This window comes from Trueperella bernardiae, assembly GCF_030246965.1.
In the GTDB taxonomy this organism is placed as follows: domain Bacteria; phylum Actinomycetota; class Actinomycetes; order Actinomycetales; family Actinomycetaceae; genus Trueperella; species Trueperella bernardiae.
The window spans coordinates 110,968-136,773 of the sequence record NZ_CP127099.1 but is presented as its reverse complement, the minus strand read 5'-3'; the positions used below and the strand labels follow the sequence as shown (position 1 = coordinate 136,773).

Genomic DNA, 25,806 nt, shown 5'->3' with positions numbered 1-25,806 from the left:
AGGCTCAACGTCTAGCTCAAGGGACTTGACCCCGGTCGGGAGTTAGGTTAGGTTAACCTAAGTGGAAGAGAGTTTGCTGTGACAGACCGATCCGGTACGGTTCGACGCTCAGCTCGCGGAGGATTAACCGACTCAATTCTAGGTACCCGAAATCTCATGATGGTGGCCTCCCTGTCGGTGGTCGGCCTCATCATCCTCATCCCACTGAACTACATCGCGCCGGCGGGTGCGGCTTCGCAGAGCGCAGTCTGGCTCGGGGTGTCCCTTCTCGGACTTTGGGTCATTCCCTACCTCCTTCCTCTGGCCGTTGTGCGAAGGCCGGGCGCTTCGCTGCTGGCCGCGCTGATCATCGGAGTTGTGAGCGTATTTACTACTCCCACTGGGCCTGCCGCGATTGTCGGTAACGTCATTGGCGGGCTCCTGGTTGAGTTTCCCATGGCGTTGATGCTGTACCGGAAGTGGACGTGGTGGGCGTATCTGATCTCCGCCGCATTCTTCGGGGCATTTAACAGCCTGTTGTACCTCACGCTGCTCAAGCACACGGTGGGAATCTCGGTATCGGGACTGATCGTGCTGGTGGGAGTCACGTCGTCCGTCATTGGCGGTTTGGCCGTCGTCGGACTAACCCGTTTGCTCAACAATGCAGGCGTAGGCGTAGACCATCGTGAGTGAAAGGCTGGCCTCCACTTTGAGCAGCGAGCAACGGTCTGTGAGCGAGTCCGCGCGGGCGCTCCTGGCGGTTGAGGATCTTTCCGTTCACTACTTGGGTCAGGACCGGTGGGTGCTGCAACGTCCAAGCCTGGTCCACCTGAGCGGTCAGGTAACGGCCGTCATTGGGCCCTCTGGATGCGGTAAAACTACCTTCGTCCGAGCCGTGTGCGGCCTTGTGCCCCACTGTCTGCCGTCCGAATACTCCGGCAGCGTTCAAATTGCCGGCGCCGAAATCGCCGACGCCACGGCCCAGTTGATCGCTACCAATGTCGCCTACGTGGGACAAAATCCGGATGCCGCAGTCATTACCCGTACGGTGTATGACGATGTCGCGTTTGCGCTGCAGAACCTCTGCCTGCCTGTTCCTGAGATTGATCGACGGGTACGCGAGGCATCGTCTGCGGTTGGTCTGGAGACCAAGCTGTGGGAGAGCCCATGGAGATTATCGGGCGGCCAACGCCAGCGCCTAGCGATCGCGGTAGCACTGGCTATGCAGCCCCGCTTACTAGTCCTCGATGAGCCAACATCGATGATTGACACGCAAGGCACGGACGAGTTTTACAGCGTCATCCAACAGCTGGTTAGCGATGGCGTGGGCATCGTGGTGATCGACCATGACTGAAGCGTCCTGGGTTTAGTTCCGCTTCTTTTACGGCCCTGTGTTGATGGGCTGGGTGAGATAGTACTCGGTTTCTACTTCTTGTGGGGTGGCGTAGTCCAATGCTTCGTGAAGCCGCTTGGTGTTCCACCAATGCACCCACCGCAAGGTGGCCAGTTCGACTTCTCCGACCGATGTCCACGGGCCTTGGGCATGAATCAGTTCCGCCTTGTAGAGACCATTGACTGTTTCGGCTAGTGCATTGTCATAAGAATCGCCGACTGTTCCCACACTCGGGCGTATTCCTGATTCCGCTAGGGCGGTGGAATACTTCAGCGACACGTACTGGCTGCCCCGATCGCTGTGGTGAATCAGCTGGTTACCATGGATTCGTCCGGCAGTCGTTAATGCATGCTCCAAGGCCTCCATGGGCAGCGCATCGGTGCGCATCGTCGAGCGTGTAGCAACACCAACAATTTTTCGGCTGAAGACATCCACGACAAACGCGGTGTAGGCGAATCCTGACAGGGTACGAACGTATGTAATGTCGGCAACCCACAACCTGCCTGGCGCTTGTGCACGAAAGTTTCGCTGCACTAGGTCCGGGCGATGATCCGGTGTCTTCGGGCTAATCGTTGTCACGGGCGTTCGCCCACGTCTGCGGCCGGAAACACCTGCTAGCTTCATTAATCGGGCGGTCTTGTCGCGGCCGATATGAAAGCCTTCACGGTTCATCGCGTGCCACATTTTGCGGATGCCGTAGACCGAGAAATTCTGCGCATGCACACGCTGTATCTCTGGGATGAGAAGGCTATCGCTTAAGGCCCTTGCGCTGGGAACGCGTGTGGTGGCTTTGCGGTAGCCGCGTGAGGTGATGAATCCACGATCTGCTTGTTTGAGGACTCGGCAGATGGCCTCGACCCCAAACTGATCTTTGTACGCGTCGATGTAGGAGATCATTTGGTCGTGGGTCGGTCGAGTTCCGCTGCGAAAAAAGCCGAAGCAGTCTTAAGAATCCCGTTTGCTCGTTTCAGTTCGCGGTTTTCGCGGCGCAGACGCTTGAGCTCTTCTTCCATTGTTTCGCCACCTGAAGCGTCTGAGTCATCACGTACTGAAGCGCTGTCACGGTACCAAGCCCGCAACGTGTGGTGAGATACTCCAAGGAGCTCGCCGACCTCTGTGTAGGCGCATTGCAGTGAGCAGGACTCCAGGCGGACCATTTCGATGATCTGATGGACCGCCTTTTCCTTGAACTCGACGGAATACTTTCTAGGCATAGTTCAATCCTTCCTTAGCTGAGGTAGGAACTAAACCCAGGACGCTTCATTGTCTAACTCGCCCATGACTGCCTCATCCTAGTCGTCATTAAGACCCTGCTACCGAGCTAAAAGCACGCACTTCCAATACGGTTCGCGTTTGATAACGTCTTCCAATTTAGTTTCGTGTCGAAAACTCGACGATCGAGTACCGGAAATTATCGACGAGGTATAGCTCCCCTTCTTGGGCTTTGCGTAGCTCCAGCTTACGATACCCACCCGCGAGGTTACGTGAGCCAGCGTATGAGACCCAGCGTTGCCACAACCCACGAGCATTGCCGGATGCGGAACCAATATAAGGTTTCCCGGTGTGTCGAATTCAAGGTGCAAAAGCCAACGGGTGGAAACAAGCTGTCAACCAACTAGTTTATTTGGCTCCCAAGAAGAGAAGCGTAAGTGGGGTTGTTTTTGAGCTGCTCGTGGGCCCCGTCAGCAACAATGCGCCCATCCTCAAGAACAATAATGTGGTCAGCAATCCGGATAGAAGCAAGCCGGTGAGCAATAACAACCGTCGTGCGATCAGCCCGCGCGCGGCGAATGTTCTTAGCAATAGACGTTTCAAGGAACGGATCGATATTAGCTAACGGCTCGTCAAGGATGAGCATATCCGGGTTGCGCAAGAATGCACGCGCAATCCCAACGCGCTGGCGCTCCCCTCCAGAAAGCGTGGTTCCTCTATCACCCACCCTCGCGTCAAGCCCGCCAAGCGAAGTCACCAACTCGCTAATGTCCGCATCGGCAAGAGCCCGCCAAATATCCTCATCAGAAGCATTAGGGTTCGCCAAAATAAGATTATCGCGCACAGTTCCAGCAAAAATATGACAGTCCTGAGGCACCAGGGCCAGTCTGTCTCGGTAGCGGTTCGGCTCATAGCCACGCAAATTCTTCCCATCGAAACGCAGCTGCCCCGACCGCGGATCCAAATAGCGCATAGCGAGATTAGCCAAAGTAGTTTTACCCGCCCCAGACTTACCAACTATCGCCACAGAACGTTGCGGAGTAGCAGTAAGGCTGACTTTGTTGATAACCGGAAGCTCCGGCTGGTAGGCAAACACCGCGTTATCAACAACAAGACAGTTCTCCTCCCCGTCATAGGCGGTGTGGTGCGGTTCAGGTACAGCAGGAATCGGGTCTTTCACGTGAAGAATCGTATTGATCCGGTGTGCACAGGCACCGATCTCTCCAACGCGCCCAAGCATTCCCACCAACGTGGTGGCCGGCGTGGGTACAAGCCCCGCCAAAACCACAGCAACGGGAAGTATCGCCGCATCCAAACTGCCGTCAAGCACACGTCCAGTGAGGATAATTAACAAAATGGTAGATCCGATCGTGGTAACGATCATCGCGAACGCTGACTCCCACGCTTGCCGCATGGTTTGCGCATTTTTTGTGGCCTGCACTTGACGTGTCAAGTCAAGAATAAGCTGATTTTGTTTCTCAACCATTCCGAGGGAACGCAACTCGCGTTGCCCCTGAATGGAGTCCAACACCGCAACCCGCAACCCGGCTAGCTGACTACGCATCTGTGTGCCCTGCATACGCTGAATGGGCATGAGAATGAAGGGGAATACGATCATAGCGATAGTGGGAACTAGCATGATCAGCCCCAGCGGCCCCACAAAGCTAACAAGAACACCAGTGAACACTACTGGCGAGAACACCGCGCAGATTGCGGTAGACGCAGTGTGCGCATAAAACCACTCAAGCTGTTCCGCATCATTCATGGCCGCTGACGCCACATCGCCAGTGCGTTTCCCGTGGAGCCCGAGTGGTGCGATTCGTTCGATAGCCCCATAGATGTGCACTCGCAAAGTGTGCAAAATTCGATAGGCAACTTCGTGCGACCACCACACTTCAAACAGGGTACTGGCCGCATGAACCACCACCAAAGTGAACAGCAAAGTCACCAGCGGCGTGAGGTCATGAGCCGGGTCAAGAATGAACCGGGTTGAAACCCACACGGACGTAACCGACACACCCACAACACTGATTTGCGCCAAAGCGGTAACGATCGTGGAGGAAACGAAAAGAGGAACACATTCGCGTAGCCGTTTCATCAGCGCAATGAAGTCGCTAAACGCAGAAAACATGGCGGATCAGGCTCCTAACTGTGCGTCGATAAGCTGTGACCACGCGTTGTCTTCACCAGCCAGAATCTGGGGTGCACCAGCGCAGAGCACGCGGCCATCTCCCATCACCACAACGTGATCCGTTTGCGCAGCGGCATCCGTGCGGTGGGTGACCAGAATAAGCGTGAGATCCGGATAAGCGCGGCGAATATTGGAAAGCACAGCGGTTTCCGTCTGGGTATCTAACGCTGACGTAGATTCATCGAGGATCAGCAGTGGACACTGGCGAATCAGAGCACGCGCAATCGCTAACCGCTGTTTCTGCCCGCCAGAAAGATTGTGGGCATGCTCCTCAATCACCAAGTCAAGCACACTATCATTTCCTGCTTGACCGCTGACATCCTGGTGCAAATCGTTAGCGCAGGCCAAAGTTAAGGCGTTCATCATTGCCTCGTCATCCGCTTTCGGGTTAGCTTCAGCCAATATGGATCTGATAGTTCCAGGGAAAATAATGGGATCTTGCGGAACCAGGGTAGCTACCTGCGCAATGTTCAGTTGGTCTGCTGGCACGCCACCAACCGTGATCGTTCCACTATTGGGATGGTCAAAACCCATCAGTAGCCCTAATGCTGTGGATTTACCTGACCCGGACAGACCAACCAGAGCAGTTGTCTTCCCTGGCAGCGCGTCGAACGTAACGTTTGAAAGCGCGGGCTTCGTCGCACTCAAATACGTGTAGCTGGTATCAATGAAGGACACCCCGGTGCCATCATGGTGACGTTCAACCGTTGCGGAGGGTTTGGTTTGGACACCCTCTTGATCGAATAGTTCACTCATTGCTGGCAGAGCAGAAATCCCGAAGAATGCCTCATGCCAACACGTTGACAATGCAGTGAATGGGCGAAACAGCTCAATCGATAACAAAGTGATGATGAACAAGTGGTTCATCGGCATATCGCCGGCCCGTATCAAGCTGATAGCAATAACCAGGCCAAGAGCAGGACCAAGCACCTTCATCATGCTGGACAGGCCAGTTTCCCCCAGCGAAAGGCGAAGCTGGCCCATTGTTGTTGACAACAATTGGCGTGATTGCTTAGCTAGTTTTTCACCGTGATTTTGGGCGGCCCCAAACGATTTCAGCGTTGCCATTCCCATCATGGCGTCAACAAAGTCCGCGTTGAGATCCTCATACGCGATCCAGTGGGACTGCCCCCGATCGGAAAGGGCTTTGTCCCATAGCCGTGGGATAGCGATAATAGCGACGCCGCAGATCAATAGCGCTCCCGCAATCAATGGGCTGATTGCTCCGATAGCTATCGTCAACCCTGTAGCGGTAATAACAGTGACCGCCAGCTGGGTGAAGTATTTAACGAAGTAGGGCTCCACTGCCTCGACCCCATCAGTCACAACCGACTGGATTTGCCCAGAACGGCCAAACCCCGCCCGCATGGGACCGCGAGCGTCGATTTGTTCAAGGAGGGCACGGCGCAACCGGCTTTTCACCACCAGTCCGGCACGGTTTTGTAACAGTTGCCCGCCCACCTGCACTAGTGGGCGAACCAAAAGCAGGATGACGATAGTTACGATCAGGCCCATCACTGTAGGCATGTGGCGGGTAGTGAGTAGTTCATTAAACAGGATCGCGTTACATACCGCAGTGGCGATGAACAAGCCAGAGACGAGGACGCCCACTAAAACGGCGGGAGTCAACATCCTCACGGATAGCCCGGCTGCGCGCATCACTAAACGCTGCTTCATGAACATGGTTATCCACCTTCGCGTGTCTGAAGAAAGCAGGACTAGCCACAAAACTAACCTTAGGTTAAGCTTACCTAAGTGCAGTTTGGCATGTTTCTCTCAGCATGACAAGAGCGCACAGCTTTATCACACCAGCCAGGAGGGCTTGTGAACCCGCAGATTTTGCAGCGCAATGAGGTATGCGCGGGCAATGCCCAGCTTCTAGAACAGATCCGCTTATCTGAGGGAAATCTGCTCCACGTCAGTGGCGGAACTGCTCTGACCACGCAAATCCATGGGGGTTATGTTGCGACAGGTAGTGCGAGTATGAAAGGCATGAGCGCACCATGTTAACTAAGCGCTATCAACGCCTTGTCCTAGCCGCCGCGTTATCCATCCTGCTGGTGTGCGCCCTTGTTGTTGCGGTAATCGTAGGAGCCACTGACATCTCCCTATACGCAGCGCTCGAAGGGATCAAAACCACCCTATTACACACGCCCACCAATGACGTTGACACCCAAATCATCGGGCAGGTCCGATTCCCCCGCGCTGTTCTTGGAGCAATAGTTGGTGCCGGACTTGGCATATGCGGCCTCATCACCCAGTCACTCTTACGCAACCCGCTGGGCGATCCCTACATCCTCGGCATTTCGTCGGGTGCATCTGCCGGCGCGGCCGCCGTAATTGTTCTGGGCACCTCCAGCAGTGTGCTATCCGCACTGGGCGTCACCATCGGCGCTTTTCTTGGGGCACTAGCAGCCATCATTCTCGTCACCCTTCTGGCCTCGGCCGGTGGGAAAATCACTCCCACGCGCATCATTTTTGCTGGCATGGCAACCACCTACCTGTTTTCAGCGCTGACCAGCCTGATCACACTCATGGCAAAAAACGCTGCCGGAACCAAATCAGTCATGTTCTGGACGCTCGGCTCTCTATCCAATGCCACTTGGGGTGACACCGCACTTGCCACCGCGGTGGTCATTGTCGCCCTCGCCTGCTTCGCAATATGGGGCAGGAGGGTAGACATACTCAACCTTGGTGACGACACAGCAATCTCACTAGGGACAAGCCCCCGCCTCTACCGCAACCTACTGTTCCTCGTCGTAGCCTTAACCGTTGCCGTCCTCGTGTCCCTCACCGGAGCAATCGGCTTCGTTGGCCTTGTGGTTCCCCACATCACCAAACAACTGGTTGGCTCCACAACGCGGGCCGCACTACCCATCGCCGCCTTGTGCGGCGCACTCCTAGTTGTCATAGCCGACACCTGCACTCGCATCATAATCCGACCCGCCGAAATACCTATTGGCATCCTTACCGCGCTTGTAGGAACTCCGATGCTAATGGCCCTAATCAAAAGATATTCCAAATAGAAAACAGAAAGGAAAACCCGTGATGATGAAGAAACAAATCATCGCCGGCACTCTCGGCGTTATGCTCGCCGCTGGCGCGCTAACCGCCTGCTCAGAAACTGATAATCCCAACACCAACGCTGAAAACGACGCTATTACCATCAACAACTGCGGAGTAGAAACAACCTTCAACACTCACCCGAAGAAAACCGTTTCGATGGGTGTAACCGGCTTGGCCTACCTGTTCGCCGCTGGCGCGCAGGACTCCATCATCGGCCGCGCCAACGAATGGGGCGAAGAACCACCAGCGTGGATTGGCTCAAAAGCAGACAGTATCGACGTGCTTTCCAACGAGTCCATCTCAATGGAAGCGCTGCTGAAACTAGAGCCCGACCTGGCCTACGGTGGCGGGTTCAGCTCTGAAAACTCAAGCCCTGAGGCAGTCGCAGCGAAAGGCATCCCTGCCATCGTTGACGCACCAGAATGCTCCTACTTCTACCCGGATCAACCAGAAAACGAGTCCTTCGACGCGATCTTGGCAGAAGTGACCCAGCTCGGCAAGCTCATGGGCACGTCAGACAAAGCCGACGCCACGGTTGCTGATCTCAAAGCCCAACTTGAGCAAGTCAGAAGCGAAAAAATCGGTAAAGGACGCAAAGTTTCCTACGCCTACTACTACGGGGAAGATCCTGAGCTGTTCAGCTACGGCAACCAGGGCGTGGTGGGAGAAATCAACAAAACCCTCAACCTAGAAACCGCAATTGACCCGAACTACCACCCACACCAAGGCCCCATTGCTCCTGAAGCTTTCGTCAAATCAGACCCCGACGTCATCATCGTGCTCACCGGCATGGGCGGGGCTACAAAAGAAAGCTCCCTAGAACGCCTCGCGAAAATTCCCGGCTACAACGACACGAAAGCCGTGAAGAACGGCAACATCATCTACGCCGAATCAGCTGCTGCCTACGCCTCGCCCACGGCAATACACGGCACCCTTGAGCTAGCCAAGCAGTTGAAGGAACTAGGGAAATAAACCGATGAGCGATTCTCCCCTCAAGATAGAAAACGCTAGCGTCCGGTTTGGGGACAACCAAGTCCTCACCAACGTCTCTTTTGAGGTACCTCGAGGACAAATCCTCGGAATCGCCGGGCCTAATGGCTCTGGAAAAACCACCCTCATGAGATCCCTATTCGCTGCGCAAAAACTATCCGAGGGGAGAATCACCATCAACGGTGATCCACTGAGCACACTCAGTCCAGGCCAAGTTGCCAGACGCATCGCGGTCGTTTCGCAATTCGAACAAGACATGGACCAAACCCGCGTCATTGACATCGTGCTACTTGGACGAGCACCCCACCGCAAAGACATCCAAGGCTACAACGCCACCGACCATAAAATTGCGCGCGAAGCCCTCGAAGCTGTCGGAATGAGCTATGCCCAAGACCGATACGTTCACACTCTTTCTGGAGGAGAACGCCAGCGCGTCCTCATCGCCCGCTCACTCGCTCAACAATGCAAATGCATCCTTCTTGATGAGCCCACTAATCATCTGGACGTCAAATACCAACACCAAATTCTCAGTGTCATCAGGAAAGTCAGCGACACCGCCGTTATTATCCTGCACGACCTCAACCTCGTTGCACGCTACTGCGACAACGCCATCATCCTCAAAAACGGACACCTGCATACCAAGGGAAACCCGACGGAAATCCTAACGCCGCAACTTATCCGCGAAGTCTACGGCGTCAGCGCCACCGAAGTAAACGATGCGGGCACTAAACAATTCAGCTTCAAGCCATTGCAGGAACCGCTGCACCTCAACCGTTGATAACCTGCAGGCAGGCACTCACTTTCTCCTCACCGAACAGCCGGCAAGCCTCCACCTTTTGTAATCGCCGCGCGGTTTAGTAAACTGGGCGTGATCCCTCGCGTGACGGTATCACCCGAACCTCCCCAGGGCCGGAAGGCAGCAAGGATACGGTAGCTCTGCCGGGTACGTGAGGGATCGGCTTTGGTGTAGTGTCAGCCGATGCGGCTGAGCGTGTGGACCGGGATCTTCTCAGCCCCGACCTCCTCGGCGAGCTCGTCGAGGGCGCTGAAGGGGATCTCGGCGGCTGCCTGGATCTCGCCGTGCGGGGCGGCGTCGGCGGGGATCTCCAGGTGGTTGGTGATCAGGTTCCGGGTGGCGTCCATCGCGGGTCCTCCTTGGCCTTGGTGGGGTGTGGGTTAGATCTGGGTCAGGGCCCAGGCGATGGCGTGTCCGGCGTCTGCGAAAAGGTGGTCGGCCTCGGCGATGAGCTCCAGGGCGCATTCGCTGCGGCCGCGTGCGTTCGGGCCGAAGCCGTCGATCGGGGCTTCGGTGAGGCGGTAGACCTGGGCGCTGTTGCCGTAGCCGTCTTTCTTGGTCCAGGTCGCGAAGGTGGCCAGCGTGTAGTCGCCGTGTGCGAGGATCGCCCCGTAGGAGTCGACGCGCATCTGCAGGGCTTCGGTGGTGAGCTTCTCGGTGGTGTTCATGGCTGTTGTCCTTTCCTGAGGGGCTGTTCTTTTGTCATGTACATACAGCCATAGGTGCGGGCGCTTATCCAGTCGTATTTGCCCAGATCAGGCACTATTTTTTGGGATCTACAGCACTTAAGAAAACCATGGAGAAACAAGGCTTGTGATGAGCGGAAACCCCGCTCGTGGCAGGGTTTCCGGGTGCCAGCAGGTCAGGCGTTGCGATTGATGCGTCAGTTCTCCTTCCTGCTTGCCGGGGTGCGCCAGGCGGCGTCGCCTTCCAGGCCTGCCAGCAAGATGCGGCGTGCCTGCTTGTGTTCGGGGCCGATGAAGCCCAGGGAGAGCAGGAAGCAGCGCATCGTGTACTTGTCATTGCCCGGTGCAGGCGGCGTGGATCGGATCCGGGTTGCCTCCTGGGCGCGCTGGCAGAGCTTTGCCACAAGCGGGATCACCGCCTCGCGTGCCGTCTCCGGCGTAATCGACTCACACCACGGGAACGAGACGGTCTCGTCATCGTTGAACTGCACGGGTGTGGCCGGGATGCCCAGGGCCTTGGCGATCAGTGGCCCTTTGGCCGCTAGGAGCGCTTCGAGGTTGGCGCGAGTGCGCTCACTCCACCCGGTGGTGGGCATCGTGACCGTCAACGCCACCTCGCCCGGGTCGGCGGTTTCAAAGCCCGCCTTGTGTGCGGACTCGAGCACGGCCTGCGCCTCGATACCATCTGGCAGGTAGAGGGTCCAGTCCCGATCCAGCGTGGCGTCTGCGATCTGGTAGGCAAACGAGGGCGTGCCCAGATAGGTGGCCTCGGTGCCAAGGTGATCGGCGAGAAGCTGGGCGAGCTTTTTCCTGCCCGTTTTGTGCGGGGTGAAGGCGAGGATGCTCATGCCACGACCTCCTTCTCGAACCAGGCGGCCACCATGGTGAGGAAACGCGTCGGGTCGTATTCGATCACGCGCACCACCAGCTGGTAGCCGCGAGCTCTGGCAACCCGCAGGGTTTCCTCGGGGTCGTAGACGTTGACTCCGGCTGCGATGAGCTCGCTGATTTCGATGTGTAATTCACTCATGACCAGTCCTTTTCGCTCGGTTCCCCCAGGTGTGGGGGTGCTTTCGGTCATGTACATACAGCCATACGTTTTTCCGCTTATCCAGTCGTTTTTGCCCTCATCAACGGCTCATTTTCACGCCCCTGTTTTGCCTGCATTTCCGGGGTTTTATTCGCGGTCGCGGTCGACCTGTTTGACCACATCCAGGTAGGCGTATTGGGTGTCGCCTCGCTGGCAGGTGATCCCGGCCGCGTCCCCGGTCGCCTCGGCGTAGCGGCGCAGGATCACCGAGGCGTACTTCTCGTCCAACTCCATGAGGTAGGCGATGCGGTCGGTCTGCTCGGCGGCCATCAGGGTCGAACCGCTGCCAGCGAAGGTGTCGAGGATGATCGCGTTGGTTTGGGTTGAGTTGCGGATTGGATAAGCCAGCAGGTCCAGCGGCTTGGAGGTCGGGTGGTCGGAGTTCCTTCGCGGCTTGGCGAAGTTCCAGATCGTGGTCTGTTTCCGGTCAGCGAACCACTTGTGCTTGGCACCTTGCTTCCACCCGTAGAGCACTGGTTCGTGCTGCCACTGGTACGGCGAGCGTCCCAGGACAAGGGAGTCTTTGACCCAGATGCAGCAGCCGGAGAGTTTGAACCCGGCGTCGATGAACGCTTTGCGGAAGTTCAGCCCTTCGGTGTCGGCGTGGAACACATACGCCGACCCACCCTTGTCGAGAACGCCCGCCATGTTGGTAAACGCGGTGAGCAGGAACTCGTAGAAGGAGTCGGCCTTCATCGCATCGTTCTTGATCGTGAGCCCATCGGAGGACTCGAAGGCGACGTTGTAGGGCGGGTCGGTGAGCACCAGGTTCGCGCTCTTGCCATCCATGAGCACCGCGACATCGTCTGCGTTGGTGGCGTCCCCGCAGACCAGGCGGTGCCTGCCGACAGTCCAAATGTCCCCGCGCTGGACGAAGGAGGCGGCCTCGAGAGCGGCGGTGAGATCAAAGCCGTCATCGGTGACCTCGTCATCGTCGAGGGAGCCAATCATTTGGGCGATTTCGTCATCGTCGAAGCCGGTGAGCTCGGCATCAAAGTCGGCCGCGTCCAGGTCGGCGATGAGCAGGGCCAGCTTGGACTCGTCCCAGTCGCCGCTGATCTTGTTCAATGCGACGTTCAGGGCCTTCTCGCGGGTCTCGTCCAGTTCGACGACCACGCAGTCAACATCAGTGTGGCCCAGGTCGGCGAGCACTTTCAGGCGCTGGTGGCCGCCGACGACGTGGCCGGTGGTGTGGTTGTAGATCACCGGCTCGACATACCCGAACTCCGCCAGCGAGCGCTTGAGCTTGTCGTATTCTGGATCTCCCGGTTTTAGGTCCTTACGCGGGTTGTAGTCGGCGGGCTTGAGCTCACTGATGGGTAGCTGCTTGATGAGCACGGCGGGTCACCTCTTCTCTGAGCTTGTCGGCATATGGCAGTGTCCATTCCCACTCGCTCAGGCCATGGCCCATGTGCCCGCAGGTGGCAAGCTTCGCGTAGATGGGGGCTCTAAGGCCGAGGCGTTCGATCATCGCGGCCGGTCGCAGCGGGAAGATCGCCTGGGCGGCGTCGGTGAGCAGCCAGTCCGAGTGCTGACCTGTGCCGAAGGTGTCGATGTGGAACGCGACCGGGTCGGCCTTACCGATCGCATAGGAGATAGCGACGTGGCATTCTTCGGCCAGGCGCGCATCCACCACGGTTTTCGCGATCAGGCGCGCCATGTACGCGCCCGTCCGGTCGACCTTGGAGGGGTCCTTACCCGAGAACGCCCCGCCACCATGGGGTGCAAGCCCGCCGTAGGTATCGACCATGAGCTTTCGGCCAGTCAGCCCAGTGTCTGCGGCAGGGCCACCCTCGACGAAACGCCCTGAAGGGTTGATCAGGATTTCGGTGTGTTCGTCGATTTCGATCTCGCGACACGCCGCCGAGATAACCAGCGAAATCAGACGCTGGTTGAAATCCTCCACGTTAATGCCTGGCTTGTGCTGGACCGAGACCACAATCGTGGCGATACGTTTAGGGGTTTCGCCGTCATACTCAACAGTGACCTGGGCTTTCCCGTCCGGGCCGAGCTCTGGAATCTTGCCGTCTGTGAATGCTTGATCGAGACGCTTGCAGATCCGGTGAGCATAAACCAGTGGCAACGGGAGTCGTTCTTCGCTCTCGGCTGTGGCGTAGCCGTAGACGGTGCCTTGATCGCCAGCACCAACCATTACGTGAGAACTCGTATCACCGTGGCGTGCTTCTAAAGATTTATCGACCCCGCCAGCAATATCGCTCGATTGGCAGTGAATTTTGGCGCGGATGCGGAACCGGCGCGGATCATAACCCACATGCTCAAGCGCTGCGCGTACCAGCATCGGAATCTCAAGCTTTGCCTTGCAGGTGATCTCGCCAGCGACATAGATGCGTGCTTTGATTGCCATCACTTCGACAGCCACTCTGGCGGCAGGGTCTTCGTAGAGGGCACGATCCAAAATGCAGTCGGCGATGTAGTCGCACAGCTTGTCCGGGTGCCCGGCGCGCACGCTTTCAGCGGTTTTCAACGACATATACAACTCGCTTTCATAAATTGATATGGGGTGGGAATAAAAAAGTGAGCGCCAGCTGTGCGGGCGCTCACTAAGACGATGATTGAGAAGTGGGTCAGAGTTAAGGCAGCAGGGTATGTTCGATGCCGTCTAGGATCACATCGATGACGAGGTCGTAGTATTCCTCGGACATCGCTTCTTCTTCATCAAGGTGTGAGAGAGGCTCCAGGTAAGAGTTGACAATACTGGTCAGTCCAACAGATTGAGCCATCATAGGCTCAAGCCTGACAAGCATTTCGTGCAGGTTGTGGCGAGGTTGGATTTGATTGGATGCGCGCAGGTTTCTCGCTCCGATCGTGTGGATGATCGAGTTCGCGATAATTGTGTAGGCCACAGGCGAATTGTCACCAAACCCAGCTTCTTGTAGTTTGGCCCAGGCTCCATCGATCATCGGCAAAAACTGTTCAGTGAACTTGCCCCGCGCGAACCTGTCGGTAATCCCTGGATATGCTAACAATGCGGGGCGTAGATTGTGAGCCATAGCTCGAAACCAGGCTTTCCATTCAAGGTCCGGGTCGGGAACTTCAATCCCGACACATACCCGGTCTACAACAGCATCACAAATGGCTTCCTTGTTTGGAAAATAATGATAAATCACTGAGGGAACCACGCCCAGTTCACGGGCAATGTCCCGTACTGACCATCCCTCAACGCCACTGATCGCGCTTAACTGTACAGCTTGTTTGACAATCAGCTCGCGTGATAGCCCAGCCCTTCGCCCCGTTAGCACAGTGTTCATAAGGTGACCCTTAACTTATTCCTTGACCCTTACTAGAACACCATTCTACAATACCCCTAAGTGAAACAGTGTTCTAGTAATGGAGTGTAGTGATGCCTGACCCTCGTAGTAATAAGCCGACACAGAGTTCTATTGATCCAGGAGCGCAAGCGAACCTGGTAGTGGGAATCGTTTTTCTCGCCTTTATGGGGCAAATGATTCTCAATCCGATCATCGCGCCACTGTCACGACAGATCGGATTGCGGGAATGGCATATTGGCGCCACTATCTCTTTGGCAGCGATTGTACTAGCGAGCTTGAGTGCTTATTGGGGGCGAGCTTCCCAACGTTTCGGCGCTAAACGTGTACTCGCTGCCGGGCTTGTGATCGCGATCATCGCTTTGAGCGCCTTCGGTATTGTCTCCTACCTGGGGATGAACCAGGTAGTTGGCGGTGTCGGACTAGTTTTTGGTGTTGTGATCACTCGTGGTTTGCTCTATGGCGGAGGGATTTCAGCGATCGCCCCGACCGCGCAAGCCCACCTGGTCACGCATGCTGCCAGCGAGAACGGGCGGGTAAAAGCACTGGGCATGATTGGAGCGGCTCAAGGGATGGCCTCCATTGTTGGAGGTGTTACTGGAGGTGTGTTAGCCGCTGCTGGTGGCCTGCTCTTGCCCTTGGTGGTCATGCCCGTTGTGATGGTGATTGGTCTGGTTGTTCTCTTGGTGAGTTTCGCACCTCAAAGCCAAGGGCAACTTTTTGCAAAGCCTCAACGGATTCGCTTCACTGATCCGCGTGTAGCTCCCTGGCTAGCAACTGGTCTGGTAATGTTTCTTGTGTTTTCTTCTGTTGCTACGATTTTTGGATTCACTGTCCAAGACCGCTTCGCCCTGTCGGCAACTGCGACCGCAGGTATTTCCGCGATTTACCTGACCATCATGGGCGTGACCATGATCATTGCCCAAGCGGTGATTGCTCCAAAGACAGGGTGGGGAGCAGCGAAGCTTTTACGTACTGGTCTGACCATTACACTAGTTGCAACTGTGCTCATTTGGCCTACCTCCTCGCACGCTTTACTGGTTGTCGGGTGTATCGTGCTGGGGGTAGGTATGGGACTGGCGATGCCCGGGTACAACACTGGCCCAACCTTGAAGATGAGTGCAGATGAGCAAGGCGCAGTGGCTGGCATCATTAACGCTAATAATGGGTTGGCGTACGCGATTGCCCCGCTGGCTTCGACCGCCCTTTACGGGTGGAACCCGCTGGCACCCTTCGCCGTCTGTATCGCCTTGATTGCAGTGGTCGTCATCTACGCCCACACCGCACCCGCACTACGCCAATAACTATGAGCGTGCCTGAAGTAGCCGTTCCATCACGTTATCCGCAGGAGTCGGCCCCGAGTAGTCCACCAGCGAGTTGGCTTTGACCACATCGAAAATCTCGTACCAGAGCGTATTCGCCTGCTTGCTAAACGACTGAGACATGGCCAAGAATGGGGACGCGATAGCCGCCCCCGTGGTCGGATGCTTACCCAACAGGCCAAAATCGGAGATTGCTTCTTCGCATTGAATGAACCGAGCAAAATTCTGCGCATAAGCCTCAATCAACCGTGGAGCTACGAGTTTTTCGCAGCCGCGCTCCTTGAGCCAGTTCCAGGTATCGCGGTAGATTACGTCAGCACCCAAAGGGTTACCATCACGCTGCACAGCCGCCAAATAAGCCGAAGGTTCTGGCATTACGCTACCTTCAAGATCCCCGCCCGCTTCCAGATCTGGTGGGTCGAGCGACGCGATGTGGAGGACGCGTGCGTCTTTGCCTTCGGTGATCTTCTCAAACGCAGGTGTGGGCTTCGCACCTGAGCCTGCTCTGCGTCCGCCGCGCAGTGTTCCGTCTTTCGCCATGAAATCTCGCCTCCTTCCAGGCGGTTAGCCCGGTGATGGAGGGCTTGGGGGTTAATACCCTGTTTGATTCGGTCTTTTTGTGTACGGTTGGCCCCGCCCGCTGAGGAGCAGCCCAGCTGTGGAGATCCGCTCGCCCCCACCCCCTCGGCAAGCGCGCCACGTCGCCTCGTGCCGGGCGAACGGGGTCGAGGTTGGCACAGGTGAGGGTCGGCAGGGAGGCCGCGACAGGCGGGCACACAGCCCTTTTTAGTAGCTGTAGACCCGAGGGGCTTGCCGCCACCGGTCGCCATCGAGCGCGGACTGGCGCGAGTGGCACGGCTTGCACAGACTGCGCAGGTTCGACTCGTCGTGGGTGCCGCCGTGGTCGAGCGGGATCACGTGGTGGACCTCAGCCACGGGCGTGTACCGGCCACGGGCCAGGCAGTCCTCGCACAACGGGTGGGCTTCGACGTAGGCCGCGCGGATCTTTCGCCACCGGTGGTCGTAGCGTCGGTTGATCTTCGGGTCGCGCTGGTAGGTCCGGTAGCGGGTGTCCTCGGCGCGGGCGTGCTCGGGGCAGAACCGCGTCTCGGTCAGCTCGGGGCAGCCGGGCTGGGAGCACGGGCGCTTGGGTTTGAAAGGCATCCGTCTCACCACCCTTGTCGTTCATGGCAACGACCCCCAGACGAACCGTGATGATTCGTCTGGGGGTCGGGACCTACTTTTCAACCACTTACAGCATGCGACAGGCACACCCTGAAAGTCATCCCCTCTTTGCGACACTCATGCGCGCCAATGCTTCAGTCTCTGCCGAACAAGAGACGCGCGAAGCGGGCAAGGGCGCGCTGCTTCTTGGCGAAGGCAGTCTTGCGTTCGACGTAGAAGTGTTCGGCGACTTTGACGGCGGCGTCCTCGGCGGAGAGGTCGTCGAGGAAGAAGACCTCGAGGACCAGCCGGTCATCGTCGCTGAGGCTTTCCCAGGCCGGGTTGAACCAATCCATGTAGGCCTGCGCTTTTTGGTTGCGGGCTTTGAGCGCGTCGAGGTTGTCGAGGATCGAGCAGACTCTCGCTTCACCGGCGTGCCGGTTGTTGCCCCGTGGCAGGCCGTCGAATCGGGGTGAGCCGATTGAGGTCAGTGAGGCTTTGAGCTCGTTGGCGTACCCGTCGCCTTGCTGGAGAATGACAGCTTGGGTTGCGTAGTCCTGGAGGACGCCGATGGCGGCTTTGCGGTAGTCGAAGTAGTCCCAGATGGGGTGGTCGTTCATGAGTGTGCCTGCTTTCCCAGAGTGTCGGCGACCGCATTGATCAACGCAGCCTGTGTCATGTCTTTGTTGTCCAGCGCGGCCAGTACCGCCTCATCGAGGGTGTGGTCTGCGGCCAGGTGGGTGATCGTCACCGGCTGGTCTTGTCCCTGGCGGTAGAGCCTTGCGTTGGTCTGTTGGTAGAGCTCCAAGGACCAGGTCAGGGAGAACCAGACCAGGAGGTTGCCGCCTTGCTGGAGGTTGAGCCCGTGTCCGGCTGAGGCCGGGTGGATGAGCGCCAGCGGTATCTCGCGGGCGTTCCACGCTTTGATGTCGGTACTGGTTTTCAGCTCGCGGGCCTGCGGGAGGCGTTCGGTGATGCGCTCACGGTCGTGTTTGAACCAGTACGCCACGAGCAGCGGCTGGCCGTTGGCCGCCTCCACGAGGTCTTCGAGCGCGTCGAGCTTGCGGTCGTGCACCACCACGGTGTTGCCGTCCTCGTCGTAGATCGCACCGGAGGCCAGCTGTAGCAGCTTGCCTGACAGTGCTGCGGCGTTCGCGGCATCGATGACCTGCCCGTCGAGGTCGAGCACCATCTCATCTCGCAACCGCTCGTAGGCTTTGAGCTCCTTCGGTTCGAGGTCGACGAGCTTCGTGGTGACCGTCAGCTCGGGCAGGCGCAGGTAGTCGGTGGTGCGCATCGACAAGGTGATGTCGCTGATCGCCTCGTAGATCTCGTCCTCGGCACCGGGTGCGGGCTTGTAGGTGAAGATCTGCTGGCCGTTTCGCCGATCGGGTACGAACCAGCGGTTGCGGTAGTGGGTGATGAACCTGCCGAGGCGCTGGCCTTCATCAAGGAGACGGAACTGCGCCCACAGGTCCATCAGCCCATTGGCTGCGGGCGTGCCGGTCAGCCCCACGATCCGGGTGAGACGTGGCCGCACGGAGGCGAGTGCTTTGAACCGTTGCGCCCGATGATTCTTAAAACTGGAGAACTCGTCGATGACGACCATGTCGAACGGCCACGTGTTGCCGAGGTGGCGCACCAGCCAGGGCACGTTTTCGCGGTTGATAACGGTCACCATCGCCTCGGCGGCAAGCGCATTCACCCGCTGGGCCTTGGACCCGACGGCGACGGCGATGGTGAGCCCTGCCAGGTGGTCCCATTTGGCGGCCTCGGCAGGCCAGGTGTCGCGGGCGACCCGCAGGGGTGCCACGATAAGGACGCGGCGGGCCTGGAAGGAGTCCAGCAGCAGATTCCAGATTGCCGTCAAGGTGATCACCGTCTTGCCCAGGCCCATCCCGAGCAGGATCGCGGCCTGCGGATGGTCTTCAACGAAGGCGGTGGCCTGTCGTTGGTAGTCATGCGGCTCGTAGCGCATCAGCCACCCCCTGGATCGCGTCAATGTTGTCAACGACGACCACGTCCATGCCGTGGTCTGTGAGTTGGTGGATGCGGCGGCGTTGGATGGGGCGTGGAAGGCATCCGGGGGCTTTGAGTTCGACGAAGATGACGCGTCCGCGATGAATGCAGATGCGGTCTGGAACCCCTGCGGTACCGGGGCTGGTGAATTTCCAGCACAGGCCACCAATCGCCTCAACGGCTTGCTTCAAGTGCTGTTCGATTGCTTGCTCGTTCATGGTTCATGTCCTCTCTTGTGAGAGGCCCATGACGACCTATGACGATGCGATATGGACTTTTCCTAAGGGCTATATTTTCTGCCCTATAGCAAACTCACATATGGGTCGTCATAGGTCGTCATAAGGCCCGTCTGGCTTAGATGTCGAACTCGTTCTTCAAGGCCAAACCGTGGACGAACATGCCGTGCATCGTTCTTTTGCGTGTGAAGCCGTGGTGTTCGACGGTGGCGTTGAAATCGACCATGGGACGCGCCCACCCAGAGGTCGACATCGCCCACGCCCGATAGGCCTGATACAGATCCCCGGCCCGTTCCGACAGCCCAGGGTCAAGGTCGCAGTTGGCGTCAAGGAACTGAGCGAACCAGTTGTTCTCTTCCCGATACGCCGCTGATGCCTCCACAACTCGGGCAGGAGCCTTGAGGTGGTAGTCCTCGGCGTGGATGAGGCGCGCGCCCTCCATAATCCAGGCCAGGATCGCCCCGCCTGCCTGCGTGTAGAGGTAGTCGGCGTAGTTCTTGATATCGGATGTGCCTTCGATCTTCGCTTCGAAGGGGATGACGATGAGCCTGCGCCAGATGCCCGCATCCATCGCACCCACCCTGGGCAGATGGTTCGTGTAGAGAATCAAGGTGTGCGAGGGGGTGAAGGCAAACGGTGCCTTGTACTTCTTCTCCGCGTAGATCTGATCGGTGGAGGCCAGCTGCTTGACCACGGAGGTGGACATGCGCACGCCTTCTTCGGATTCGGCAGAGATGATGAGGCGTTTGCCTTTGGCCTCAGCCAGCTCCGGTTTGACGTTGCGCATCCCACCGATCGTGAGCACATCAGCACTCATGTTGCCTGCATACGTGCCTAAGACTCTGGCGATGGTGTTCCAGAACGTCGATTTGCCGTTGCGACCATCTCCGTAAGCGATGACGAGGGCTTCGACGAAGACTTGCCCGATCGCAGCAAGGCCGACGATGCGCTGCACGTAGGCGATGAGCTCGGCATCGCCTTGGAAGAACACCTCGAGGGCTTCCTGCCACAGGTGCGCGCCGTCGGCGCCCGGGTCGAGGCTGGTCTGCTTGGTCACCAGATCCGCCGGATCATGGTCGTGGCGCGACATGGTCCCGTGGCGCAGATCGTAGGTGCCTGATGGGGCGTTGAGCAGATACGGGTCGGCATCGAGCTGCTCAGGGGTGGTCAGCAGCATGGGGCGGGCTTCTTTCAGGCAGTTGGTGATCCCGCGTGATTCTCGGCGTTTGAGCGCGTAGGCCGCATAGGTTTTCGCGTCCTCGAACGCGGCGAACGCCTCCTGTTGGGCGGCGTTGAACATGGCCTGGGCTTTCGCCTTCGACATCGACGCCAACAACATGGCAGCCCCCGTGGCGGCGAGCTGGTCTTTGGCGTCTTCGAGCAGCTCGTGGGCCTCGGCCAGTTGGCGTTCGGTGAGCTCCTGGGCGACGGCTTGGCCAGCGGGAGCGGATTCGTACCAGACACCGTCGTAATAGACGAGCCAGTCGGTGGCCTCCGAGTAGCGCAGCGAGTCCGGGTACGCCTTGGATAGGGCGTGGGCTTGGCCGACGTCGCTGTAATCGGCGGGGCGTACCGAATCCAGGCTCGCCTCAAAATCCTCTGGTGGCACATACCCGGGCTGGTTCTCGACCGTCTTGGCGAACCGGGTGGCCGACCGCCAGATCGACTCCACCTCCGCCTCCGGCAGGGGCGGTCACGGCTCGGAACCGGAGACAACGATCGACCCGGTGGTGATGGCGGCGGCCACGGTGATGCGTTTACAAACCGTGGTGTCGCGGGAGATCAGCCCGCGTGACACCGCGGTTGTGACTGTCGGGCGGATCGAGGCCGGGAGCAAAAACAACATCATCCCGGAGTCCGCCTCGCTCGGGCTGAGCGTCCGCAGCTTCAGCGAGACCGTGCGCGAGCGCCTGGTTGCGGGAATCCAGCGCGTCATCGAGGCCGAGGCCGCGGCGTCAAACGCTCCAAGGCCACCGAAGATTGAGTTCGGTGACCGTTCCCGGTCACCTATAACGACCCGGAGATCACGGAGGAACTGAACGCGGTCTTTGTTGACGCCTTCGGGGAGGACGCGTTTTTCGCACCCGGCGCGCTCTCCGGAAGCGAAGACGTCGGAGTGCTCGCCACAGCCGCTGGGGTGCCGCTTGTGTACTGGATGCTCGGCGGTCACGACGCCGCGGAGTACGCCGCGGCGGAGGCGGCGGGAACGGTCCACACCGATGTGCCGTCGAACCACTCACCGCACTACGCACCCGTCATCGATCCGACGCTGCAGCGCGGTGTTGCAGCGCTTGTGCTCGCCACAAGGCACTGGCTCGACCGCTAGACACAGGCCCGTTTACGCCTTAGATTAATTATGTCTTACATAAATAAATGGTGTGGGCGCCGACGGCGCAGGCCGACTCCTGGAATATGTCGCAGTGGAAGACGAACCGGATGGTTGGTTCATCTATCACGCAATGCCTGCCACAAAGAAAGTTCTGATCGAGGTAGGCCTTGGAGCAAGGAGGTAGCGTCATGAGCACGTACACCGATGTAAACGGGGTTGAGTTCACCGATGAGCAAATTGAGCGCTGGGCGGCAGAGGACGAATCCGAAGCGGGATACACCGGCGACCACCTCGGCCCGTCACGCCCCGGTCGACCCGTCAGCGTCGGAACCGATGTGCGCCCGGTGACTGTGCGGCTCGATGCTGCGCGCCGCGCGAAACTCGAACACTACGCACACTCCCACAGCACGAGCATCTCGCAGGCCGTTCGGAATCTCATCGACGCGATGTAGCCCTCATCAAGGCGACCAAGGCGACCAAGGCGACCAAGGCGACCCGTGACAGCGGATCGTTTTGTGTGCTACGATCACTTCCACGTTCAAGAGCCGTAACCGTAGGTACCTGGCCGGTTACGCGACAACCCGAATCCATCGATTCCCGGGTGTCCCAGGGGAAGAACGGGCTTCATGAAATCTCATGGAGCAAGATTCGATGGGGCGCTTGCCCCAAGAAAGGGGCGTGAGCTCCGTGTCTGCACATCATTTTTCATTTGAGACCGACCAAGACTGGTGGAGCCGGATCGGGCTTGGTTACTCTGGGGTCAAACCCGGCACTCGTTTCGGGAACCGCGTGAGAGCGTCGCTGCTGAAGATCTTGCGCGAGCACCCGCCGGTTGCATTCGCTGGCGGTGACAACGGCGCCACGCTGTCACTTGACGACTTCGCCGCACTGATCGAGGCCGCGGCAGCTGACGCTGTTCGCGCCGGCGAAGAAGGAGAGCGGATCACCGCTGAGACCCTCCGTGAAGAGGGGAGCGCGCGGGTTGAGCAGGCGTACGCGATGCCCGACGCTGATTCGCTGATCACCGAGGGGCGCTGGGCCGGGCTCACGAAGGGCGAGGCGTTTGCGTGGTGCTGGGCGCTTTTCGAGTACGAACCGCACGGCTTCGTCCACCCCAACTCGCAGGTCCGGGTGGAGAGCCGGGCGAAACTTGCGCAGGGCGAACTGCCGTCGGTGTTTGGTTACCCGGAGCGCGCGAAAGAGTTGAAAGCCAGTGGCTTGGATCCCCGCAAGTTCCGGGAGCACCAGGCCGCGCTTGGTGCTCGGAGCTTCGGTTACTCATGAGGTTCGCAATCGCGGAATTGTTAACATAGGCTTGACCTCGTGAGCGAGTGCCGGTTCTGCTCGGCTTGGGGCAGCGACCGGCAGCTCGCGCCGCGCGAGTCTGTGGCGTATGAGGGCGCGGATCGCGGTGCATGATCCACAGTTGAAATAGAGAAAAGAGAGTGAAACGTATGACGAAGCGCGTGAGTGTGATTGTTGGGAGCCTGCGTCGTGGCTCCTTTGCCCGTAAGATTGCGCACAACCTGATTCCGATGTTCCCTGAGGGGTACGAGGCGAAGATCGTGGAGATCCGCGACCTGCCGCTGTACGATTTCGACTACGACGACCCAGAGGTCACCGACAAGCCGGTGCCGGCGGAGTACACGGAGTTCCGCGAGACGATTAAGGCCTCTGACGGGGTGCTGTTTGTGACCCCGGAGAACAACCGCACCATCCCGGCGTGCCTGAAAAACGCGGTGGATATTGGGTCGAAACCCAACGCCGACGTTGCGTGGAAGGGACTCCCGGCGGGAATTGTGAGCCACTCTGTTGGACGCATGGGCGGGTACTCGTCGCAGAAGAACCTGCGCCTTGCGCTTTCCTACTTCGACATGCCAACGCTTGGCCAGCCCGAGGTGTTCCTGTCGCAGTCGCCTGAGCTTTTCGGTGACGGGGATAAGATCACCCGCGAGTCAACCGTTGAGTTCCTGCAGAAATACATTGACCGCTTCGCTGAGCTGATCGAAAAAACCAGCCGCGATTAGTTTTCGCGGGCGCGTAACCCAAAGGCGAGGGGGAAACCGAACACGTTTCGGTTTCCCCCTCGTTTGTTGTGTGGCAGTTTTGTGTCGCCGCGGCCGCGCGGTGGCGCAGGCGCTAGCTGTCTGCGCCCCCTGCGTCAGTTGCCGCCTCGGCCCGCAACGCCTCGACAAGCGCCTCGTGTGCGTCCCAGATTTCGCGCGGCATATCGGGCAGCTCGCGCAGGTGCTCAGCGCGGTGATCGGTTTCCTGCAGCCAGCGTTCAACGTCAACCCGCAGCAGTTTGTCGAGATCCGCCGCGTCGATTTCGAGACCGGTAAAGTCGAGCTCTTCAACAAGCGGGAGCACGCCGATCGGGGTTTTGCGTCCCTTGACTTTGCCGTCGCGGTACTGTGTGAGCCAGTTCAGCGCGCGCAGGTTCTCGCGGAAGCCCGGCCACAGGTAACGACCGGTTTCGGGTTCGCGCTGGAACCAGTTGACGTGGGCAAACATCGGCGTCTCTTTCAGCTGCCCGAGCACTTTAAGCCAGTGTTCGGTGTAGCGACCCTCGGAGTACGAGAAGAACGGACGCATCGACATCGGGTCGTAACGCAGCTGCCCGTCAAGCCCGTCCGCTGCGAAAGTCGCCTCGGCGCCGAGTGTCAGCCCGTCGTAGACGCCATCAACAAGGTTGTCGATTGCGCGGATCAGCGGTTCACGATCGCGGGTGCGGCCACCGAAGATAATCGCGTCAACGACCACGCCCTCGGGTTTGGAGACGTCTTCGCCGAGGTTCGGGATGCGCTCCAGCGGAATCGTGAAGCGGCTGTTCGGGTGCGCCCACGGTTCGTTTTGCTGCTCGGCGGTGCGGTCGGTGATTTTCGCGCCGGTCCAGTCGAGCCACCCTGCCGGGTCGGCCGGGGGTTCGGGGGTGAGACCCTCCCACCACACCTCGCCGGTGACTTCGTTGTAGGCGGTGTTGGTGAAGATCGTGCCCGATCCCTCAGCGATTGCCGCCATCGCGGTGGGGTTGGAACCCTCGTTGGTGTCTTTTGCGACACCGAAGGCACCGTTTTCGGGGTTGATGGCACGGAGTTTCCCTTCGTCGTCAACCCACATCCAGGCGATGTCGTCGCCGTAAAAATCAACGCGGTAGCGGTCGCCAAGTCCGTTTGGCGGCAGCGTCATCGCGAGGTTGGTTTTCCCTGACGCGCTCGGGAAGCCGCCGCACACGTGCGTGGTGACGCCGGTTTCACGGTCGTGGATCCCAAGCAGCAGGAACTGCTCCGCGAGGAACTTCCCTGAGGCGTAACCGTCGTAGGACGCCTGGCGCAGACCGTGGGCGATTTTACCAAGCAGCGCGTTGCCGCCGTACGCGGAGCCGAAGTGCAAAATGGTGCGCTCGTCTGCGACGGTCACAAACATCCGCTCGTCGGAGTCGGTGCCCTGCTGCAGCGCGGTCAGGTCACCGGTGACGTGCACACCGCGCACGAAGAAGTCCTGGTCGCTGACACCGTCGAAGTGCTCAATTCCGACGCGGGCCATGCGGATCATCTGCAGCACCACGTTGCGGTCGTCGGTGAGCTCAACTCCGAGCGCGAAGTTCGCAAGCGGGGTGCCGGGAGGGGCCATCAGGTACGGCACCACGTACATGGTTTTACCCGCCGAAGCGCCGCGCATGCGGCTCGTCAGCAGCGGTTTGACCTCGCTTGAGTGGCGCCAGTTGTTGTAGCGCCCGCGATCCGCCTCGTCAGCCGTGGCGACAAAGGTGCGCTCTTCGGTGCGGGCGGTGTCTTTCGGGTGTGACCGTGAGTAGTAGCGACCTTTGCCTGCGCGCAGCATTTCGCCGGCGGCGATGGCCTCTTCGAGCAGCCTGGCGTCATCCGCTGCTGAGACGAGCTCGATCTTTTCAGGATTGGTGATCTCTGCCCACTCGCTCACAAAAGCGCGAACGCTTTCCACGTGAATCTCTGGAGGAACTTGAAATTGCTTTGATGCGGTCACCAGGCGCCCTCATTCATTCTTTAGTTTCCGGGTCTCACTTG

General features: G+C 58.7%; 27 protein-coding genes, 1 other RNA gene, 1 pseudogene and 1 riboswitch. Of the genes and pseudogenes, 12 read left to right on the top strand and 17 right to left on the bottom strand.

The window, feature by feature from the left end; all coding sequences use genetic code 11:
* Window positions 1–78: 78 nt before the first annotated feature.
* Window positions 79–672: an ECF transporter S component gene (locus tag QPC17_RS00675; protein ID WP_285347353.1), complete on the top strand. Its 594-nt coding sequence runs from the start codon at window positions 79–81 to the stop codon at window positions 670–672.
* Between the two features lie 61 nt (window positions 673–733).
* A pseudogene (locus QPC17_RS00670) lies at window positions 734–1,330 on the top strand (energy-coupling factor ABC transporter ATP-binding protein); the annotation flags it as partial.
* Between the two features lie 30 nt (window positions 1,331–1,360).
* Here QPC17_RS00670 and QPC17_RS00665 read toward each other — a convergent pair.
* The 3 genes from QPC17_RS00665 to QPC17_RS00655 form a co-directional block, all read right to left on the bottom strand.
* Window positions 1,361–2,586 (bottom strand): IS3 family transposase gene (locus tag QPC17_RS00665; protein WP_101923944.1). Its coding sequence is split into 2 segments (ribosomal slippage): window positions 1,361–2,307 and window positions 2,307–2,586, totalling 1,227 coding nucleotides; the frame shifts between segments, so codons are not numbered across the junction.
* Window positions 2,587–2,987: 401 nt separating this feature from the next.
* The gene (locus QPC17_RS00660; protein WP_062614289.1) at window positions 2,988–4,715 is read right to left on the bottom strand and encodes an ABC transporter ATP-binding protein; all 1,728 of its coding nucleotides are present in this window, start codon (window positions 4,713–4,715) and stop codon (window positions 2,988–2,990) included.
* A gap of 6 nt (window positions 4,716–4,721) precedes the next feature.
* Complete coding sequence (locus tag QPC17_RS00655; RefSeq protein WP_068539438.1) at window positions 4,722–6,458, bottom strand: ABC transporter ATP-binding protein/permease; 1,737 nt, start codon at window positions 6,456–6,458, stop codon at window positions 4,722–4,724.
* A 320-nt stretch (window positions 6,459–6,778) separates the two neighbouring features.
* On the opposite strand from QPC17_RS00655, the gene QPC17_RS00650 reads away from it, so the two are divergent.
* The 4 genes from QPC17_RS00650 (at window position 6,779) to ffs (ending at window position 9,794) form a co-directional block, all read left to right on the top strand.
* Window positions 6,779–7,801 (top strand): FecCD family ABC transporter permease, encoded by a 1,023-nt coding sequence (locus tag QPC17_RS00650; RefSeq protein ID WP_068539440.1) that lies wholly within the window; start codon window positions 6,779–6,781, stop codon window positions 7,799–7,801.
* Window positions 7,802–7,823: 22 nt separating this feature from the next.
* Entirely contained in the window at window positions 7,824–8,813 is a 990-nt protein-coding gene (locus QPC17_RS00645; protein ID WP_285347525.1) for an ABC transporter substrate-binding protein, read from the top strand.
* A gap of 4 nt (window positions 8,814–8,817) precedes the next feature.
* A complete protein-coding gene (locus QPC17_RS00640) occupies window positions 8,818–9,609 on the top strand; it encodes an ABC transporter ATP-binding protein (protein WP_062614264.1) in 792 nt (263 codons plus the stop codon).
* Between the two features lie 89 nt (window positions 9,610–9,698).
* Window positions 9,699–9,794: signal recognition particle sRNA small type (ffs, locus tag QPC17_RS00635), an RNA gene on the top strand.
* Window positions 9,795–9,803: 9 nt separating this feature from the next.
* On the opposite strand, the gene QPC17_RS00630 is transcribed toward ffs, so the two are convergent.
* From QPC17_RS00630 to QPC17_RS00600, 7 genes are all read right to left on the bottom strand, one after another.
* A complete protein-coding gene (locus QPC17_RS00630; RefSeq protein WP_285347352.1) occupies window positions 9,804–9,974 on the bottom strand; it encodes a hypothetical protein in 171 nt (56 codons plus the stop codon).
* A 33-nt stretch (window positions 9,975–10,007) separates the two neighbouring features.
* Window positions 10,008–10,295, bottom strand: a complete 288-nt coding sequence (locus QPC17_RS00625) for an Nmad4 family putative nucleotide modification protein (RefSeq protein ID WP_014320308.1) — start codon at window positions 10,293–10,295, stop codon at window positions 10,008–10,010.
* Between the two features lie 215 nt (window positions 10,296–10,510).
* The gene (locus QPC17_RS00620) at window positions 10,511–11,161 is read right to left on the bottom strand and encodes a hypothetical protein (protein ID WP_014320309.1); all 651 of its coding nucleotides are present in this window, start codon (window positions 11,159–11,161) and stop codon (window positions 10,511–10,513) included.
* Window positions 11,158–11,343, bottom strand: a complete 186-nt coding sequence (locus QPC17_RS00615; protein WP_285347351.1) for a cell division protein — start codon at window positions 11,341–11,343, stop codon at window positions 11,158–11,160. Before QPC17_RS00615 ends, QPC17_RS00620 begins: the two co-directional genes overlap by 4 nt.
* A gap of 147 nt (window positions 11,344–11,490) precedes the next feature.
* Entirely contained in the window at window positions 11,491–12,741 is a 1,251-nt protein-coding gene (locus QPC17_RS00610) for a site-specific DNA-methyltransferase (RefSeq protein ID WP_070493635.1), read from the bottom strand.
* Entirely contained in the window at window positions 12,713–13,894 is a 1,182-nt protein-coding gene (metK, locus tag QPC17_RS00605; protein ID WP_285321654.1) for a methionine adenosyltransferase, read from the bottom strand. The genes QPC17_RS00610 and metK overlap by 29 nt, the downstream gene beginning before the upstream one ends.
* Before the next feature lie 100 nt (window positions 13,895–13,994).
* Window positions 13,995–14,672, bottom strand: a complete 678-nt coding sequence (locus tag QPC17_RS00600; protein WP_065422052.1) for a TetR/AcrR family transcriptional regulator — start codon at window positions 14,670–14,672, stop codon at window positions 13,995–13,997.
* 92 nt (window positions 14,673–14,764) lie between these two features.
* Between QPC17_RS00600 and QPC17_RS00595 the strand changes: the two genes are divergently transcribed.
* Window positions 14,765–15,994, top strand: coding sequence for an MFS transporter (locus tag QPC17_RS00595; RefSeq protein ID WP_062614261.1), 1,230 nt, complete (start codon window positions 14,765–14,767; stop codon window positions 15,992–15,994).
* Here the strand turns inward: QPC17_RS00595 and QPC17_RS00590 are convergent, their stop codons facing one another.
* The 6 genes from QPC17_RS00590 to QPC17_RS00565 form a co-directional block, all read right to left on the bottom strand.
* Window positions 15,995–16,552 (bottom strand): terminase, encoded by a 558-nt coding sequence (locus QPC17_RS00590; protein ID WP_083200670.1) that lies wholly within the window; start codon window positions 16,550–16,552, stop codon window positions 15,995–15,997. It lies immediately after the preceding gene.
* A 246-nt stretch (window positions 16,553–16,798) separates the two neighbouring features.
* On the bottom strand, window positions 16,799–17,176 hold the full coding sequence (locus tag QPC17_RS00585; RefSeq protein ID WP_014320314.1) for an HNH endonuclease: 378 nt from the start codon (window positions 17,174–17,176) through the stop codon (window positions 16,799–16,801).
* Window positions 17,177–17,331: 155 nt separating this feature from the next.
* A complete protein-coding gene (locus tag QPC17_RS00580) occupies window positions 17,332–17,796 on the bottom strand; it encodes a hypothetical protein (protein ID WP_042406075.1) in 465 nt (154 codons plus the stop codon).
* Entirely contained in the window at window positions 17,793–19,154 is a 1,362-nt protein-coding gene (locus tag QPC17_RS00575; RefSeq protein ID WP_285347350.1) for a DEAD/DEAH box helicase, read from the bottom strand. Before QPC17_RS00575 ends, QPC17_RS00580 begins: the two co-directional genes overlap by 4 nt.
* Window positions 19,135–19,413 carry a VRR-NUC domain-containing protein gene (locus QPC17_RS00570; protein WP_256881568.1) on the bottom strand — a complete coding sequence of 93 codons (279 nt, stop codon included), beginning with the start codon at window positions 19,411–19,413 and terminating at the stop codon, window positions 19,135–19,137. The genes QPC17_RS00575 and QPC17_RS00570 overlap by 20 nt, the downstream gene beginning before the upstream one ends.
* Window positions 19,414–19,549: 136 nt before the next feature.
* Entirely contained in the window at window positions 19,550–21,103 is a 1,554-nt protein-coding gene (locus tag QPC17_RS00565) for a DNA primase family protein (RefSeq protein WP_285347349.1), read from the bottom strand.
* On the opposite strand from QPC17_RS00565, the gene QPC17_RS00560 reads away from it, so the two are divergent.
* The 5 genes from QPC17_RS00560 (at window position 21,078) to QPC17_RS00540 (ending at window position 23,787) form a co-directional block, all read left to right on the top strand.
* A complete protein-coding gene (locus QPC17_RS00560) occupies window positions 21,078–21,470 on the top strand; it encodes a peptidase dimerization domain-containing protein (RefSeq protein ID WP_285347348.1) in 393 nt (130 codons plus the stop codon). The two genes, QPC17_RS00565 and QPC17_RS00560, sit on opposite strands and share 26 nt — an antisense overlap.
* A 77-nt stretch (window positions 21,471–21,547) precedes the next feature.
* Complete coding sequence (locus QPC17_RS00555; protein WP_285347347.1) at window positions 21,548–21,757, top strand: hypothetical protein; 210 nt, start codon at window positions 21,548–21,550, stop codon at window positions 21,755–21,757.
* A 191-nt stretch (window positions 21,758–21,948) separates the two neighbouring features.
* A complete protein-coding gene (locus QPC17_RS00550; protein ID WP_068539459.1) occupies window positions 21,949–22,212 on the top strand; it encodes a DNA polymerase II in 264 nt (87 codons plus the stop codon).
* An 84-nt stretch (window positions 22,213–22,296) separates the two neighbouring features.
* A riboswitch (SAM riboswitch) is annotated at window positions 22,297–22,414 on the top strand.
* 24 nt (window positions 22,415–22,438) lie between these two features.
* Window positions 22,439–23,044, top strand: a complete 606-nt coding sequence (locus tag QPC17_RS00545; RefSeq protein ID WP_285347346.1) for a hypothetical protein — start codon at window positions 22,439–22,441, stop codon at window positions 23,042–23,044.
* A 170-nt stretch (window positions 23,045–23,214) separates the two neighbouring features.
* The gene (locus QPC17_RS00540; protein ID WP_019174205.1) at window positions 23,215–23,787 is read left to right on the top strand and encodes an NADPH-dependent FMN reductase; all 573 of its coding nucleotides are present in this window, start codon (window positions 23,215–23,217) and stop codon (window positions 23,785–23,787) included.
* 112 nt (window positions 23,788–23,899) lie between these two features.
* On the opposite strand, the gene QPC17_RS00535 is transcribed toward QPC17_RS00540, so the two are convergent.
* Window positions 23,900–25,765, bottom strand: coding sequence for a phosphoenolpyruvate carboxykinase (GTP) (locus tag QPC17_RS00535; protein ID WP_285347345.1), 1,866 nt, complete (start codon window positions 25,763–25,765; stop codon window positions 23,900–23,902).
* Window positions 25,766–25,806 lie beyond the last annotated feature (41 nt).